The 16,451-nt window shown below is 33.9% G+C and carries 14 protein-coding genes; 10 read left to right on the forward strand and 4 right to left on the reverse strand.

The window, feature by feature from the left end; genetic code table 11:
• Nucleotides 1-86 precede the first annotated feature (86 nt).
• The gene (tyrS, locus tag ACFX5F_RS00960; protein WP_379849044.1) at nucleotides 87-1,379 is read left to right on the forward strand and encodes a tyrosine--tRNA ligase; all 1,293 of its coding nucleotides are present in this window, start codon (nucleotides 87-89) and stop codon (nucleotides 1,377-1,379) included.
• A gap of 67 nt (nucleotides 1,380-1,446) precedes the next feature.
• Here tyrS and ACFX5F_RS00965 read toward each other — a convergent pair whose 3' ends face one another.
• From ACFX5F_RS00965 to ACFX5F_RS00980, 4 genes are all read right to left on the reverse strand, one after another.
• Nucleotides 1,447-2,427, reverse strand: coding sequence for a LuxE/PaaK family acyltransferase (locus tag ACFX5F_RS00965; RefSeq protein WP_379849046.1), 981 nt, complete (start codon nucleotides 2,425-2,427; stop codon nucleotides 1,447-1,449).
• 125 nt (nucleotides 2,428-2,552) lie between these two features.
• Complete coding sequence (locus tag ACFX5F_RS00970; RefSeq protein ID WP_379849048.1) at nucleotides 2,553-2,891, reverse strand: T9SS type A sorting domain-containing protein; 339 nt, start codon at nucleotides 2,889-2,891, stop codon at nucleotides 2,553-2,555.
• 115 nt (nucleotides 2,892-3,006) lie between these two features.
• Nucleotides 3,007-4,197: a hypothetical protein gene (locus tag ACFX5F_RS00975; RefSeq protein ID WP_379849050.1), complete on the reverse strand. Its 1,191-nt coding sequence runs from the start codon at nucleotides 4,195-4,197 to the stop codon at nucleotides 3,007-3,009.
• A gap of 197 nt (nucleotides 4,198-4,394) precedes the next feature.
• On the reverse strand, nucleotides 4,395-7,196 hold the full coding sequence (locus ACFX5F_RS00980) for a TonB-dependent receptor (RefSeq protein WP_379849052.1): 2,802 nt from the start codon (nucleotides 7,194-7,196) through the stop codon (nucleotides 4,395-4,397).
• A 224-nt stretch (nucleotides 7,197-7,420) separates the two neighbouring features.
• Between ACFX5F_RS00980 and ACFX5F_RS00985 the strand changes: the two genes are divergently transcribed.
• From ACFX5F_RS00985 to phoU, 9 genes are all read left to right on the forward strand, one after another.
• Nucleotides 7,421-8,104 carry a response regulator transcription factor gene (locus ACFX5F_RS00985; protein WP_073208933.1) on the forward strand — a complete coding sequence of 228 codons (684 nt, stop codon included), beginning with the start codon at nucleotides 7,421-7,423 and terminating at the stop codon, nucleotides 8,102-8,104.
• A 69-nt stretch (nucleotides 8,105-8,173) separates the two neighbouring features.
• Nucleotides 8,174-9,301, forward strand: coding sequence for an ATP-binding protein (locus tag ACFX5F_RS00990; RefSeq protein ID WP_379849054.1), 1,128 nt, complete (start codon nucleotides 8,174-8,176; stop codon nucleotides 9,299-9,301).
• Nucleotides 9,302-9,444: 143 nt separating this feature from the next.
• Nucleotides 9,445-10,800 (forward strand): porin family protein, encoded by a 1,356-nt coding sequence (locus tag ACFX5F_RS00995; protein WP_379849056.1) that lies wholly within the window; start codon nucleotides 9,445-9,447, stop codon nucleotides 10,798-10,800.
• A 38-nt stretch (nucleotides 10,801-10,838) separates the two neighbouring features.
• Nucleotides 10,839-11,672, forward strand: coding sequence for a phosphate ABC transporter substrate-binding protein (locus tag ACFX5F_RS01000; protein ID WP_379849058.1), 834 nt, complete (start codon nucleotides 10,839-10,841; stop codon nucleotides 11,670-11,672).
• A 98-nt stretch (nucleotides 11,673-11,770) separates the two neighbouring features.
• Nucleotides 11,771-12,604, forward strand: coding sequence for a phosphate ABC transporter substrate-binding protein (locus ACFX5F_RS01005; protein ID WP_379849060.1), 834 nt, complete (start codon nucleotides 11,771-11,773; stop codon nucleotides 12,602-12,604).
• Between the two features lie 77 nt (nucleotides 12,605-12,681).
• The gene (gene pstC, locus ACFX5F_RS01010; protein ID WP_379849062.1) at nucleotides 12,682-13,899 is read left to right on the forward strand and encodes a phosphate ABC transporter permease subunit PstC; all 1,218 of its coding nucleotides are present in this window, start codon (nucleotides 12,682-12,684) and stop codon (nucleotides 13,897-13,899) included.
• A gap of 2 nt (nucleotides 13,900-13,901) precedes the next feature.
• Nucleotides 13,902-14,846: a phosphate ABC transporter permease PstA gene (pstA, locus tag ACFX5F_RS01015; protein ID WP_379849064.1), complete on the forward strand. Its 945-nt coding sequence runs from the start codon at nucleotides 13,902-13,904 to the stop codon at nucleotides 14,844-14,846.
• A 48-nt stretch (nucleotides 14,847-14,894) separates the two neighbouring features.
• Entirely contained in the window at nucleotides 14,895-15,653 is a 759-nt protein-coding gene (pstB, locus tag ACFX5F_RS01020) for a phosphate ABC transporter ATP-binding protein PstB (protein WP_073208923.1), read from the forward strand.
• A 114-nt stretch (nucleotides 15,654-15,767) separates the two neighbouring features.
• Nucleotides 15,768-16,445, forward strand: coding sequence for a phosphate signaling complex protein PhoU (phoU, locus tag ACFX5F_RS01025; RefSeq protein WP_379849066.1), 678 nt, complete (start codon nucleotides 15,768-15,770; stop codon nucleotides 16,443-16,445).
• The last annotated feature ends 6 nt before the right edge of the window (nucleotides 16,446-16,451 follow it).

The raw sequence follows: 16,451 nt of genomic DNA on the forward strand, positions 1-16,451 counted from the left end.
ACAAATAACCTAATCCGCAATAAATTTTATCTTTGTGCGCACGAAGCCTTTAATGCTGAACTGACGAAAGTAAATTGATTAAAAAGATGAAGAATTTTATTGAAGAAGTGACTTGGAGAGGAATGCTCCACGATGTTATGCCCGGCACAGAAGAACATTTGATGGAACAAATGCGTGTGGCGTATGTGGGGATTGACCCAACTGCCGATTCATTGCATATAGGACATTTAGTTGGCGTTATGTTATTGAAACATTTTCAACTGTCGGGACATAAACCATTAGCGTTAGTCGGTGGTGCGACAGGAATGATTGGTGATCCTTCAGGGAAATCAAATGAAAGAAATTTATTAGACGAAGCAACTTTGCGTCACAATCAAGAAGCTATAAAAGGACAATTGTCCCGTTTTCTGGATTTTACTTCCGATGCGGCTAATGCGGCAGAATTGGTGAATAATTACGACTGGATGAAGAACTTTTCTTTTCTGGATTTTATTCGGGATATTGGAAAGCACATTACGGTAAATTATATGATGTCTAAAGATTCAGTAAAAAAACGTTTGTCTTCTGAAGCTGCCGAAGGAATGTCATTTACGGAGTTCACGTACCAATTGGTTCAAGGATATGACTTTTTGCATTTGTATAAAAACAAAAATTGTACACTACAAATGGGAGGAAGTGACCAGTGGGGAAATATCACCACAGGAACCGAATTAGTCCGTAGAATAGCCAGTGGAAAAGCGTATGCATTGACTTGTCCGTTGATTACAAAAGCGGATGGAACAAAATTCGGAAAATCTGAAGGTGGAAATATTTGGTTGGATTCGGCGAGAACTTCTCCTTATAAATTTTATCAATATTGGTTGAATACATCTGATGTTGATGCAGAAAAATACATTAAAATTTTTACTTTCTTATCCAAAGAAGAAATTGAGGTTTTAACCGAAAAACATAGAGAAGCACCACATTTACGTTTGTTACAAAAACGTTTGGCCGAAGAAATTACGGTGATGGTGCATTCAGCCGAAGATTTAGAAAATGCGATAAAAGCGTCAAATATTTTGTTTGGGAATTCTACTTCTGATGATTTGAAACAATTGGATGAAGCAACTTTCTTGGATGTTTTTGATGGTGTTCCTCAAGCGGAAATCAGCAGAGCCGAGATTGAGGCTGGGATTAATATTGTTGATGTTTTAAATGAAAAAACAGGTTTTATGAAATCGAATGGTGAAGCAAGACGTGCTTTGACAGCTAATTCTATTTCAGTAAATAAAGAAAAAGTTGCCGAAGATTTTGTGCTTTCATCCAAAGATTTAATCAATAATCAGTTTGTTTTGTTGCAAAGTGGAAAGAAAAACTATTTTGTGGTGAGAATTGTTTAACTGTTTTATCGTTTATTTGTTTAATCTAAACATCGGTTAACCGATTAAACAAATCAACAAATAACCTTTACAAAACCATCAAATTACACCCTCGAATATCAGAATTATCAAAACGTCCCAATACCTCGAAAGAGTTGTTGGGATTTTTTTTACCCAAATCCTGCGTGGCAATAAACGAACAGGAATTAATGTTAGCCAAATCAATAACGTTGATTCCGCCTGTTTTTCCGTCTCGAATATAGGTCAAAGCATCTTCGGTGTCACGAATGAGGATTTGCATCCAAGAAGGGCATTCAAATACTCCGTCACCAAGAGAATAGGCTTGCGAAAGCAATTCGGTCATTCCATATTCCGAGTGAATCGCAGAAACGCCAAATCCTTTGCATAGTTGTTCATGCAATTCTTCCCGAATCATTTCCTTGCGTTTTCCTTTCATACCACCCGTTTCCATGATAATAGTATTTTGCAGTTGAAACTTATGCTTTTCAACTAAGTCCAATAAAGCATAAGTAACACCTATCAAAATGACATTTTGACCGGCTTCGTCTAAAGCAATGAGTTTAGCGATGAGTTCATCATGATTGTGCAGATAAAAACCACTTTCGGGATGATTGGAGTGTGTTATCAGATCTTCAACCATGTATATTAACGATGAACCTTCTCTTTCCAGATAAGATGGCAATAATGCCAAAACAGCATAATCTTCTATGTTTCCGTAAAATTGAGAAAACCCTTTGAGGTAACTTTCTTCGTAGATGGAAGTGTCAGTTACCAAGTGTTTGCTAGTTATCATTCCGGTGGTTCCACTACTTGTAAATGTAGCCTGAACAAGATTTGTATTAGAAACCACAGAATGGCTCTTGAAAAATTGAATGGGTAAAAAGGGAACTTGAGATAATGATTTTACTTTATGTGGATCTGTTTTTAAAAAATCACAAAATTCCTGATATACTAAGTTATTTTCATATTGAAAACGAAACGTTTGCAAGGCTGTTTTTTCAAATTGCTTTTGAGAAGAAATGGCAAATATATCGGTAGTTGGAATCAAGCTTATTTTTTTTACAAAAGTAATTAAAAAATCTGTTAGGTTCCTATAAACACAAAGTCTACCAAATGTTTTTCCATAAAAAAAGCCCCAACATAATTGGAGCTTCTGAAATTTTGTTTAAAGGATTATCTTACGATTAGTTTTCTTGTAGCCGTTGCTTCCTCCTCATTAATTTTTATGATATAAACGCCAGGAGAAAGATTGGAGATGTTTAATTCTCTGGAGCTTAGCATTGTTTGAAGTACTTTTTTCCCTAATATATCAAAAATAATCACTTCTTTGTCCGAATCATTTTTTGATGTAATGTAGACTTTGCCATTACTCACAGGATTCGGGTACAAACTTAAACCTTCAATTGAGGTAGTTTCTTGCATCCTTGGCTGTTGTTTATTTTCCTGAGCGGTGAGGCTCAAGGAAAAGAAAAAGGCCAATAAAGTAATAATATAAAAGTAGTTTTTTTTCATTAGTTCTGATTGTTATTAGTAAAGATATAAAAAATATTTCAAATACTATACCAAAAAAAACACCTTTCAAAAGAAAGGTGTTTAGTAAATTCATTTATGGGTTTTTTAATAAAAACTATTTTATCAAAGTAGCACCACCAACTGTTGCCCATGCACCGGCAGTCAATGAAGCTCCTGTAGCAGTAGTAGTTGCTGTAAAATTCCCAACTGGAAAGCTAACTACGATGGCAGATGTAGCTCCCACGGGTACAGTTTGTGTAGTTGAAGAAATTGTAACATTAGTTAATTTTAATTTTGATCCAACAACTTGATTTGTGTTTGTCGTAGCATCTTGAATTTTCACTGGAGCACCATTGTATACAGTTGTTCCTTCAGTATAATTTCCGTATCCTGAAATAATGATGTTGCTGTAATCTCCATTTCCTTCTTTTTTGAATTGGAAAGCATCAACTTGAACATCACCGGCAACTTCTGGTGTACATCCTGCTTCTCTTTTAAGCGTGATATTAGTAACTTTTGGCCAGAATGCATTGTTGTTGTTAGAACATTCAACTTCCATTCCGAAATTTCCTTTACCTGTTTGGTAAGCATACCAGTTAGAGTTGTTTTGACCTTGCCATCCATCTTGCCAGTCAAAAGCGTCGTCATAGTTACCATAAGAAATAGCGTTTGTCATGCTTACAGTTCCTCCAAAAAACTCATATCCATCATCAGCACCTTTGTAAGAGACTAAGTGATCTAATGTTGTTCCTGAACCTACTGAGTAGAATGTAAATCCATTATTTTCTTTTGTTCCATCAGCTAATTTTGCTCCAGCATATTCAACTCTTGCGTAGTTCAATGAACCTCCGTTGTGAGCAGCATTTGTTCCTCCGTATGGTAATGCATTTCCGTCTTCTGAAGTAGAAGTAGTTACGCCGCCAATTGCTTTTATAGGAGCATCACCATATATGATGATTCCTCCCCAAGAACCTGGAGTTGCAGATGCTTCTGTAAATACAACTGGTTTATCAGCTGTTCCGTTTATGTTTAATTTCCCTCCGTTTAAAACAACGAATGCGTTGTCTCCGGTAGTTTTGTTTGCTGTAATTGTAGAACCTGCATCAAAAGTTACTGTAACTCCTGAAGCAACCTTAACAATACCTTTTAAAGTGTAATTTCCGTATGCAAAAGTTTTATTTGCAGTTATTGTACCTGTAATTTCTCCTGTTGCTGCTGGTGTAACAGGGATTGGGCTGTCACTATTTGAGCAAGAATTTAGAAATAACCCTGTAGCAAGTGCTAAAGCAAAAAATTTAGTTTTCATAGTTAGTTGTATTATTTATTGTTTTTTATTTTTGTCAAAATTATGGGTTAAATTCACAAAGAGTGTTAGGGGAGTATTACAATACAGTTACTAAAAAAACACCAAAATGTGAAGCGAATGTTAAGGGTGTTACTAGAATTTTAAGCATTAAAAAGCCCTAAATAAATAGGGCTTTTTAATAATAGGTGCTATGGGTGTTAAAAAGTGTATCCTAAATTAACGGAGAATCCTCTTCCTTTTTTATAACTATTCGTTATGTTCGATTGCTCTACAATATTTGAGGTTCCGTTGTTTCCCTGTTCCGATTTACGCATTGGATCTAGTAAATTATCAGCACTGAATTTTAAATCAAAATGATTGGATAATTTGCTGCTCCAGATGAAATCCAACTGTTGTACTGGTAATTCGTAAATGTGGTCTAGTCCGCCTGTTCCCACAGCATAAATTCTTTTTCCAAATACAGAATAAACTAATGAAACCGTATTACTCCATGATTCACTTAAGTCAAATTGGTATTTTAAATCAGAGTTGATCAACCATTTTGAAGCGCCTTGAAGTTCTCTGTTTTTAAAAGTTTCAATTGATGTCGTTACGTTTCCGTCACTGTCAGTAGTGGTTGGTTTCACATCAACTTTCGTATGCATTAATGAAGTATTAAACCCAAAAGAGAAATCAGATAAGCTTTTGTTTATTCTTGCAAAGTCATAGATGAATTCGATTTCAGCTCCGTATAAAACGGCATTGTCAGAATTTAAGTAAGTGGTAATAGTTGAATTTGCTGCATTAGAAATGAATGTTCTTTCGATAGGCTGGTCGATTTTTTTACCGAATAATCCTAGTACAAAAACTTCTTTTGATGATGGGAATAATTCATATTTTAAATCAACATTATAATTGTTACTGTTTTTCAAAAATGGATTCCCTTTCGTTGAAGTTCCGTCAGCATTGATATATTCAATAGGATAAGATTCCATTACAACTGGTCTTGTGTATGTTTTTCCGGTTGCAAAACGAAGGTTTGATTTTTCATTCAAACCATATTTCACATTTAAAGCAGGTAAAACATACAAGTTGTCGTATTTTAAAGTTTTAAATGGATCTGAGAATGAACCTTGAGTTCTGTACTTTGTTTCTCTCATGGTACTTTCTAAACGAATTCCCCCGTTTAGTTCCCATTTTTCTCCAAACTTATAAAGTAAGTTAGCATAACCGGCATTAGCAGTTTCCTTTAATTTTGCCTGATAAGTAGCATTAGAACTTTCCCTAAAGCTAACCGCATTTGAGGCTATGTAACTATTTAATTGAGCGTCTACGGAATTCAAAGATGTTGTAAAACTATTTGGTGCACTATTGTTTATTGGGGTAACAAAGCGGTAAGATGAGGTCATGTCAGACATGTTTCCATTGTAACCGGCAGTGAAAATATTATTTTTTTCTGTTTTACCAAATTTTAAACTGTATTCTCCTAATCCTGAAAAATAAGAATCACCAGAAATATCTAGATACTGTTTGATGAAATTATTTCCTGCAACAGAAACTATTATATCATCCGTTCCTGATTTTGTTCCCGAAAAGAATTTTCTGTCCGGTTGTGCATATTTAGTGATAGCATAAGAAACAGCCGCTTTTACATTTTGAGTTTTGTCTTCGTTCAATGCATACTCTCCCAATAACTGATTGTTTAAATAATTAGATTCGTCTAATTGATTGGTTCTGATTAAAGTGTTGTTGTTGCTAGAGTTCGAATCCGCCACGCCAAATTGATCTTTAACCAAATTTTCAGTAGTTCTAATGAAAAGTGTGTTGTAAGAAAGTTTTAATCGATCAGTGGTGTAATTTAATCCAACCAAAGAAGATAGGGATGTTTTGTATCTGTATTCTGTATTATCAAAATCATTTCTGTATGTAAAGCCGGAAGGATTATTTGTAAAAGTTCTTTCCACACCGTTTCTAATCGAATAGTTATTGTCAAAATTGATGGAAAGCAAGTAAGAGAAAGTCTTGTCATCTTTCAGGTTAAATTTCTCTGAATGAAGAAAACCAATACTGGTATTCAAAGGGCTGTTGATTTTTGAAACATCAAATCCACTTTTAAAAGATTTCAAAGACTGATCTGGAGTAAGCGTGTAACTTGAAGGCGTATTACCTAATAATCCTGGAAGTTTTCTATCGTCTCCAGTCAAGCCAAAGAATCCTTTGGTAGAATTAGCGTCTTTAGAAATTAAGAATTTTTCTAAGTTGTTATTTACTGTGTACCCAACTCCAACATTTAATTTGGTTATGCTTTTTGAACCTTTAGAAGTTTGGATATTAAAATTTCCTCCTGCAAAATCGCCGTAAATATTCGGGTTAAATGTTTTGTACACTTCAATAACACCTACAATATCAGTAGAAAACAAGTCTAATGGAATGATTTTTTTGAAAGGATTGTTTGTTGGAGCAGCAAGATCATTTATCAATAAGTTATTGTATCGGTCTTCTAATCCACGCACAAATAAACCTCTTGAACCTACTTTTGTAATTCCGGTTATTTTGGTTAGTCCTTCTTCAACATCGCTCACTCCTTTACGAGCCATTTCCTGTGCACCTATACTTTGTTTAATCACTACTGCTTTCTTTTGTTCAAGCAATAAGACTGTTTCTTTTTCTCGGCTGAAATTAGATTTTATAACAACATCTTCCAGTTTGTAACTTCCGGAGCCAAGCGCTTGATTTATTGTTGTCGTTTCGTTTGCAACCACAATTACTGGAACATCTATAGATTCATAACCTACGAAACTAAATTGAACAGTATAATTCCCCGGCGCGATAGCGATGGTGTATTTACCGTCAATATCAGTATTGGCTCCTATATTAGTTCCTTTTAAAAGTACATTTGCAAAAGGCAGCGATTGATTGTTAGCATCTTTATCAGTTAGGATTCCGGAAATGGTACCTTTGCTCTGTGAAAAAGAAAAGCTTGTAATTAATAATGCTATAAACAATATTCTAAATTTCATTTTAGTGTGTTTTATTTTTATGCAAAGTAATCGCTGTTTTGTAAAGTAAAAGTTACTTGACTATTACCATTTAGTTTCGTGAATATTAATAAATCGTTAACATATTAAATTACGGTTAATGTGGTTTTTAAACAGTTCTTTTATTGCTATATTTACAATCAGAATTGAAAATCACTGAGCATTTCAGGCGTAAATTCTATCAGATTAACATAATTTTTCTATTTATGAAAAAAAGAAACACAAAGATTTTACTAGTTGATGATGAGCCGGATATTTTGGAAATAGTTGGGTACAATCTTACTCAGGAAGGATATCAGATATTTACCGCAGCAAACGGTAAAGAAGCTATTGTAAAGGCTAAGAAGGAATTACCGGATCTTATTATCATGGATGTAATGATGCCAGAGATGGACGGAATGGAAGCCTGCGAAAACATTAGAAAAATCCCGGAACTGAATAATGTGATTATTACTTTCCTAACAGCAAGAAGCGAAGATTATTCTCAAGTTGCTGGTTTTGATGCCGGTGCCGATGATTATATTACTAAACCAATCAAACCAAAACTATTAGTAAGTAAAGTAAAAGCATTGTTAAGACGCTTAAAAGAGCAAGAGCAAAATAGTGAAACGCTTAATGTAGGTGGAATCGAAATAAATCGCGAAGAATATAAAATAAGAAAAGACGATGTTGAAATAGCTTTACCTAGAAAAGAATTTGAATTATTTTACTTGTTGGCTTCAAAGCCAGGAAAAGTATTCAAAAGAGACGAAATTTTAGACAAAGTATGGGGAAATGAAGTTGTTGTTGGCGGAAGAACAATAGATGTTCATATCAGAAAATTACGTGAAAAAATCGGAGAAGATTTTTTTAAAACTATAAAAGGAGTTGGCTACAAATTTGAAGTGTAAGCGACATACATTTTTATAAGCATAACAAATTGAAAAATTCAAATCGCGTTACTGCGAGGTGTGAAATAGATGAAAATAAATTTTAAAAAAACCTATAAATTTGCCATAAAGTCAGCTTTATTCATTAGCCTTTTTGCTACTGGATTCGTAGTGTTGATGGTGCTATTGTTTTTTGGTTCGAAAGTTAATAATTTAATGTTCTTTGGAATAGTTTGTCTTTTCGTTATTTATTTATTTTCTTTTCTAGTTTTGCAATATAGGGTTGAAAGGTTTATTTACAGACGAGTAAAAAAAATATACGACGATGTATCTTTACTGGAATCCAGTTCCTTTATAAATCAGCCAATTACTACCGATATGGAAACCTTAACCCGGGAAGTTAAGAAATTTGCCACCGATAAAAAATTGGAAATAGAAATGTTGCAGGTTCGAGAAGAATATCGAAGAGAATTCCTTGGTAATGTTTCTCATGAATTAAAAACGCCTTTATTCACTGTGCAAGGTTATTTATCTACGCTTATCGATGGTGCGATGGATGATAAAACAGTTCGTAAAAAATATTTAAAACGTGCCGAAAAAGGAGTAGAGCGATTAATCTACATTGTCGAAGATTTAGATATGATTACAAAATTGGAATCGGGTGATTTGAATCTGGATTTTTCTGAATTTGATATTGTGGAATTAGTGCAAAATGTTTTCGATTTACTAGAAATGAAAGCCGATAAAAAGAAAATCACATTAGCTTTTGAAAATTATCACATACAACCTATTTTTGTTTATGGAGATAAAGATAAGATTCAGCAAGTTGTCGAAAACTTAATTGTAAACTCTATAAAATACGGAAAAGAAGGCGGCCTTACTGAAGTTGCTATTGTCAATTTGACAAAGAAAAAGGTCTTAGTTCGAATAACGGATAATGGTGAAGGAATAGAAAAACAAAATATCCCAAGGCTTTTTGAACGTTTTTACAGAGTAAATAAAAGTGGCTCCCGTGCAGAGGGAGGTTCAGGTTTAGGGCTAGCAATTGTGAAGCATATAATAGAAGCGCATAAGGAGAAAATATATGTAGAGAGTGAGTTTGGCATTGGGTCTGAGTTTTCCTTTACAATCGAGAAAGCCAGATTAAGAAAGCCAGAACTGAATCCGGAACAAATTTATAATAAAAGTCTTAATATCAATAAGTTAAATAAAAAGTAGGTGTTAAAATTAACATGAGTATATCCTACAGAAAAAATTAAAAACCTTTACTAAACAATAATTTATCATCAACATAATATTGTGTTAACATTCGCTTAACATAACAGGTTCACCTTTGCAAAAAAATTAATCATATAACAACGATGAAAAAAATTTTATTTGCAGTTTTAGTTATGACTTCAGTGTTGGCTAATGCACAAGACGTCAAGAGTGATACAATTAAAGCGGTAGCTGTTGATTCTTTAGAAACAATGAGTGTTGATTCCGTTAAAACGGTAACAATAGAATCTTTGAAAGAATCTATAGACGAGCATTCTATGAAATTTTCTGGTCTGGACGAAAGGCTTGCGACTATGGATAGTGATTTGGGAAAATTAACCAAAATTAAATTTTCTGGATACCTGCAAGCACAATACGAGATGTATAATTATCAAGACAATATTGGACCAGGGCCTTCTACTACTGCTGTGCCTATAAAAAACACTTTTTTTATCAGAAGAGCACGCGTAAAATTAACATATGAGCCAGTTACTGGTGCGGTATTTGTAATTCAACCGGATTATGCATTTGATAAAGTTACTTTAAGAGATGCTTATGTTCAGTTAAATGATAAATGGCTGCAAACATTTAAGTTGTTTTTAGGACAATTCAACAGAACGAGTTACGAAGTGGAGTTTTCTTCACGCTCAAGAGAATTGTTAGAAAGAAGCAGAATGTCTGGAATTTTGTACCCGCAAGAGAGAGACTTGGGAGCAAAAATTGAAATGGATTTAGAAACCAAATATGAGATACCATTTAAATTTCAGTTAGCTGTTTTTAACGGAAATTATGGAGAAGGTTCTTTGACAAATAATCTTAGAGATGTCGATAATAAGAAAGATGTGATGATGAGAGGTGTTTATTCTTTCAAGTTTCCATCTAAAGGTTTGGGAATTGATATAGGAGCTCATACTTACTTAGGTAACACTGCAGTTTTGCAAGCCGGAACTTTCAGCGATGCAAATAATAACAATTTCACAGCTAAAGTGGGTGATAGTTTCCAAAAAAGATGGTTTGGTGGCGAGATGAGAGTTTACTATGATTTTCTTGGAGGAATGTCTCTTAAAGGAGAATATATTTCTGGAAAGATATCAGGCGAAAAATCAACTACAGCATTGCCTGTAGCAAATAGCAATCCTAGTTTTAATTTTAATGGCATTAGAGATTTTTCAGGATACTATGCGACTTTGGTGAAAAATATTGGAACGAGCAATCAAATTGCAGTTCGATATGACAGCTGGGATCCAAACAGACATCTAGCAGGAGATGCGGTGACTATTAAAGAAGATTTGAAATACAATAACTGGTCATTTTCTTGGCAATACTTTTACGATGATAATGTAAAAATCGTTGCTGGTTATAGTTTACCAATTAATGAAAAAAGTACCACAGTAGGTGGCGATTATATAAAAGACAAATTAGATAACACGTTTACAATTAGAATTCAAGCTGGATTTTAATTCAATAGATTAGACTTTAATACAAAAAATAAAATAAAATGAAAACAACAAAAATTAAATTAGTAGCTGTTCTATTGGTTGTTATGGCAATAGGATTTTCTTTTACAGCATTGAATAAAATAACAGTTAAAGGTTCTGATACCATGGTTATTTTGTCGCAAAAATGGGCTGAGGTATATATGCAAAAACATCCAGGAACAACGATTCAAGTAACAGGTGGAGGTTCAGGTGTAGGTATTGCGGCATTGATTAATGGCTCAACAGATATAGCAAATTCTAGTCGTCCTATGAAATCATCGGAGGTAGAAAAATTAAAAGCGCGTTACAGTACATTAGGTGTTGAGATTCCTTGTGCAAAAGACGGATTGTCTGTTTATTTAAATAAAGCGAATGGAGTTTCGGAACTTACAATAAAACAAATTGGTCAAATTTTTGCCGGAAAAATTACAAACTGGAAAGAAGTTGGTGGTATAGATGCAAATATTAGATTGTACGGTAGAGAAAGTAGTTCAGGTACGTTTGCCTTTTTCAAAGATAATGTGGTAAAAACTGATTACTCTCCAAGTTGTCAAACATTGCCAGGAACTGCAGCTATTGTAAATGCAGTTAAGAAAGACAAATTAGGAATAGGTTACGGTGGTGCTGCTTACGCTGAAGGTGTAAAAGATTGTAAAGTAAAAAAAGACGATAAAAGTCCAGGTATTGCACCAACTGCAGAAACGATCAAGAACAAAACGTATCCAATTACAAGATATTTATATATGTATTTGAAATCAAGACCAACAGGTGAAACTAAAGCTTTTATCGATTGGATCTTAAGTGCAGAAGGTCAAAAAATTATTACATCAGTAGGTTATTTTCCTGTAAAATAACTAAGGCTTTTAGTATCCCTTACCGGTTTTTCCAGTAAGGGATACTTTTTATTTTAAAGCATAAATAGATTTAATGTTTACCCAAGTAATAGAAAATTATGAAAACAAGTAAATTAAAAATTGCAATTATTTTATTAGCCGTTATGGTAATAGGATGTAATTCTAGCGAATCGAAAAAGGTAACTGTGAAAGGTTCAGATACCATGGTGATCTTATCTCAAAAATGGGCTGAGGCATTTATGAAAAAAAATCCTAAAACTACAATTCAGGTAACTGGAGGAGGTTCTGGGGTAGGTATTGCGGCATTGATCAATGGTTCAACGGATATTGCAAATGCAAGTCGCCCTATGAAACCATCTGAAGTAGATCAATTAAAGGAAAAATATAAAACTAGTGGTTTAGAAATTGCTTGCGCAAAAGATGGTTTGTCCGTTTTTCTAAATAAAGAAAATCCCGTAATAGAACTTACAATAGCGCAACTAAGCGATATTTTTTCTGGCAGAATTACGAATTGGAAAGAGGTAGGTGGTGACGATGAAAAAATCCAATTATACGGTCGAGAAAGTAGTTCAGGTACTTTTGAGTTTTTTAAAGAGCATGTCGTAAAAACAGATTTTTCGAAAACATGTCAAACTTTGCCGGGTACAGCTGCGATTGTAAATGCAGTTAAAAAAGACAAATACAGTATTGGATACGGCGGTGCTGCTTATGCCGAAGGGGTAAAAGATTGTAAAATTAAAGTAGACGCTAAAAGTGCAGGAATTTTGCCAACGGCAGAAACTATTAAAGATAAAACCTATCCAATTTCAAGATATTTATATATGTATTTGAAGTCGCAACCAACAGGAGAAGCTAAAGCTTTTATCGATTGGATATTGAGTCGAGAAGGACAAAATATGGTGGAAGAAGTCGGGTATTACCCTTTAAAATAATAGTAGCTTTTGTTGCATGCACCGTTTTTGAGTGCGTGTTTTTTAATATATAACTTATGAATTCTTAAATAAAATAAATGAATTCCGAATTTCCAAATAAACAAAATTTCACTAAAGAAAGCCTGAAAAAACAATTTAGACTTTCTGAGTTTCTAGCTGAAAAAATTATATCATCGGTTGCTTTTTTATCGATAGCTATAATTGTTCTTATTTTTGTTTTTGTTTTTAAAGAGTCGTTGCCTATTTTTAATTTTGGTACATCTGAAAAAGCAAAAACTGAAATAGAGGCTACTCCTGATTCAGGTGCAAAGCCAGAATCTTATGGCTCCGAACCAACGGAGGAATTAAAACCTGAAACATACGGTTCAGAAGCTGTTACAAACGAAGAGTTGAAACCTGAAACATACGGTTCAGAAGCTGTCACAAACGAGGATTTGAAACCAGAAACATACGGGGATGTACAAGCGGATCCAACTGTTGAAAGTTCTTCAGATGAAATGAAAGAAGTAGTAGGAAGTAATAATGAAGGTGCTGATAAAACATGGAGTACTTTTTTTACTACAGAATGGGTACCCGTTTCTGAACATCCCAGATTTGGTTTAATAGCATTATTAATAGGAACTTTAAAAGTGACAATAATCGCTATGTTGATTGCGGGACCTATTGCAATTTTAGCGGCGATTTATACTTCTTGTTTTGCATCAAAAAGGGCCAAAGAAATTATTAAGCCTATCATAGAGATGCTGGCAGCATTTCCATCAGTTGTTATTGGTTTTTTTGCATTGATGGTTTTAGCGACATTCTTTCAAGATATTTTTGGATATGAATCAAGATTAAATGCTTTCATCGGTGGAGTTGCTATGGCCTTGGCCGCAATTCCTATTATTTATACCATATCAGAAGATGCACTTTCAGCAATACCCAAAACATTTACTGAGGCAAGTTTAGCATTGGGAGCGAGCAAATGGCAAACTGCATTTTTTGTGATTTTACCTGCTGCTACGCCGGGGATTTTTGCCGCATTGCTTTTAGGTGTTGGCCGGGTTTTTGGAGAAACGATGATTGCGCTTATGGCAACGGGGAATGCTGCATTATTGTCAGCGAATCCTTTTGAAAGTGTGCGTACTTTTGCGGCGACTATTGGTTCAGAAATGGCGGAGACCGTTTTTGGAGAAACCCATTACAGTGTCTTGTTCTTCATTGGATCATTACTTTTCATCTTTTCGTTTGCATTAAATGCCGTTGCAGAGTTTTATGTAAAAGGTAAATTAATCAAAAAATTTCAAGGTAAATAATCATGAATACAGTTATCAACGAAACAGAAAATCACTTTTTTTCAAACAAAAAAAAGGGTGTAGATGTAAAAGGAAAATTCATTATTGGAATTACTCAAGTTGCAGTGCTCTTGATCATTACCGTTCTTTTTATTATTTTAGGTATTATTATTTATGAAGGTCGCGAAAAATTCTCATGGGAATTTATCAGCTCATTCCCTACAAATGGAATGACAGAAGGCGGAATATTTCCTGCTTTAATCGGTACTTTTATATTGGTTGTTGTAATGTCAATTGCAGCTGTTCCTTTTGGCACTATAACTGCTATTTATTTAACGGAATACGCAAAAGAAAATTCAAAAATTGCAGCCGCGGTCCGATTCTCTATTCGAACATTGGCAGTTGTGCCTTCAATTATTTTTGGTTTATTTGGACTTGGATTTTTTATTCAGTTTGTGGGGGGAGGAATAGATAAAACGTTTAATGCAGGACAATTGCATTGGGGGCAACCTAATATTCTTTGGGCAAGTCTTACTATGGCTTTACTTACGCTGCCTGTAATTATTGTGTCAGTTGAAGAAGCGTTGAAAACAATTCCTCGTGAGCTGCGTGAGGCAAGTTTAGCTTTAGGAGCAACAAAGTGGCAAACCATTAAAAATGTAGTGCTTCCAGGGTCTATTTCTGGAATTATGACGGGGACAATTCTGGCGGTAAGCAGAGGTGCGGGAGAGGTAGCTCCTATCCTATTTACCGGAGCGGCTTATTATTTAGCTACTTTACCAGAATCTTTGAGTGACCAGTTTATGAATTTGGGATACCATATTTATATTATGTCAACTCAATCTTCAGATGTCGAAAAAACAATGCCTATTCAGTTCGCTACAACACTAGTATTATTAATCCTTACCCTATCATTAAACTTAGTAGCAGTAATTATTAGATCCAGAATTAGAAGAAGAGCAAAATAATTTGAAATCTGACTAATAAATTATACTTTAGATTTAACATAAATAAACATGAAAGATATAAAAATACACGTTAATGATTTATCATTATACTATGGGGAAAAAAAGGCATTAAAGGAAATTTCGATGCAAATTCCAGCTAATAAAGTAACCGCTTTAATTGGTCCCTCCGGATGTGGTAAATCGACATTTTTAAGATGTATCAATCGAATGAATGACCTTATTCCCGATGTGAAAATTACGGGTGAAATGCTTGTTGAAGGAGTTGATATTTATGACAAAAATGTTGATGTTGTTAATATTAGAAAAAAAATAGGAATGGTTTTTCAAAAATCAAATCCATTTCCAAAATCTATTTATGAGAACATAGCGTACGGTCCAAAAATAAATGGAATAAAAAACAAAACAGAATTAGATGAGATAGTAGAAACTTCTTTACGAAAAGCCGCTATTTGGGACGAAATAAAAGACAGACTGGATGATTCTGCTTTGGGTCTTTCCGGGGGACAACAACAACGTTTGTGTATCGCAAGAACATTGGCGGTTAGTCCGGATATTATTTTAATGGATGAGCCCGCAAGTGCGTTGGATCCAATTTCTACTTCAAAAATCGAAGAATTAGTTCATGAATTAAAAGAGCAGTACACTATAATTATTGTTACGCATAACATGCAACAAGCCGCAAGAACAAGTGATTATACCGCGTTCTTTTATCTGGGTGAGTTGATTGAAATGGGTAAAACTAATGCTATATTTACAAAACCAGAGCAAAAACAAACTGAAGATTACATCACAGGTAGATTTGGATAAAAAAATAATTTAAAAATTGTAAAATTCAAAGATTTATAGACCTAAAAGGTCTAAATTCGAAATTCCGTAATCTTTAAATTCTTTAATCTTTTAATACTTAAATTGAGAAAAAACATGGCCTCACACTTTGAAATAGAATTAGAAAAACTTAAAAATATAATTGAAAAGATTGGTGTTTTAGCAGAGAATCAAGTTGGAGAATCTGTAAAAGCATTACTGTCAGAACCTGTTTCAGAAGGAAAAGAAGTAAAAAAAGTAGAAAATAAAATTGATAAATTAGATGTAAAGATCGATGAAATTTGTCAAAGTATTTTTGCTTTGCAACAGCCCGTTGCTTCTGATTTACGTTTTATCATGTCTGCAATGCAAATTAGTAACGAGATTGAACGTATAGGGGATTTGGCTATTAGCATTATAAAAAAAGCTAAAAATATTAAAGACAAGCACGACTTGATTGTTAAGTTTAATATTGCGGATCTTGCCAGACAAGTTGAGATTGTTACCATTAAAACAAATGAATGTTTTTTGACTCGCAGTGAAAATAGTATTGGAGAAATTTTCATTTTAAACAATACGATAAAAAACGATTGTGATGATGCGATTCACAATATAATCAACGAGATGAAGTCTAATTCTAAAACGGTTGTTTCAGGGACAAATCTGGTTATTGTTTTAAAACATTTAGAGCGTATTTCAGAGCATTGTACTAATATTGCCGAATATGTTTATTTTATGATTAATGCAAAAATAATCAAGCACGAGAAATTTGGTGAGAAGAAATCCGATAATTAATTTGTT

Source organism: Flavobacterium zhoui (assembly GCF_042787235.1).
GTDB lineage: Bacteria > Bacteroidota > Bacteroidia > Flavobacteriales > Flavobacteriaceae > Flavobacterium > Flavobacterium zhoui.

Coding starts and splice junctions, on each gene's coding strand:
- tyrS (WP_379849044.1), top strand. CDS start 87: ATGAAGAATTTTATTGAAGAAGTGACTTGGAGAGGAATGCTCCACGAT.
- ACFX5F_RS00970 (WP_379849048.1), bottom strand. CDS start 2,891: ATGAAAAAAAACTACTTTTATATTATTACTTTATTGGCCTTTTTCTTT.
- ACFX5F_RS00975 (WP_379849050.1), bottom strand. CDS start 4,197: ATGAAAACTAAATTTTTTGCTTTAGCACTTGCTACAGGGTTATTTCTA.
- ACFX5F_RS00980 (WP_379849052.1), bottom strand. CDS start 7,196: ATGAAATTTAGAATATTGTTTATAGCATTATTAATTACAAGCTTTTCT.
- ACFX5F_RS00985 (WP_073208933.1), top strand. CDS start 7,421: ATGAAAAAAAGAAACACAAAGATTTTACTAGTTGATGATGAGCCGGAT.
- ACFX5F_RS00990 (WP_379849054.1), top strand. CDS start 8,174: ATGAAAATAAATTTTAAAAAAACCTATAAATTTGCCATAAAGTCAGCT.
- ACFX5F_RS00995 (WP_379849056.1), top strand. CDS start 9,445: ATGAAAAAAATTTTATTTGCAGTTTTAGTTATGACTTCAGTGTTGGCT.
- ACFX5F_RS01000 (WP_379849058.1), top strand. CDS start 10,839: ATGAAAACAACAAAAATTAAATTAGTAGCTGTTCTATTGGTTGTTATG.
- ACFX5F_RS01005 (WP_379849060.1), top strand. CDS start 11,771: ATGAAAACAAGTAAATTAAAAATTGCAATTATTTTATTAGCCGTTATG.
- pstC (WP_379849062.1), top strand. CDS start 12,682: ATGAATTCCGAATTTCCAAATAAACAAAATTTCACTAAAGAAAGCCTG.
- pstA (WP_379849064.1), top strand. CDS start 13,902: ATGAATACAGTTATCAACGAAACAGAAAATCACTTTTTTTCAAACAAA.
- pstB (WP_073208923.1), top strand. CDS start 14,895: ATGAAAGATATAAAAATACACGTTAATGATTTATCATTATACTATGGG.
- phoU (WP_379849066.1), top strand. CDS start 15,768: ATGGCCTCACACTTTGAAATAGAATTAGAAAAACTTAAAAATATAATT.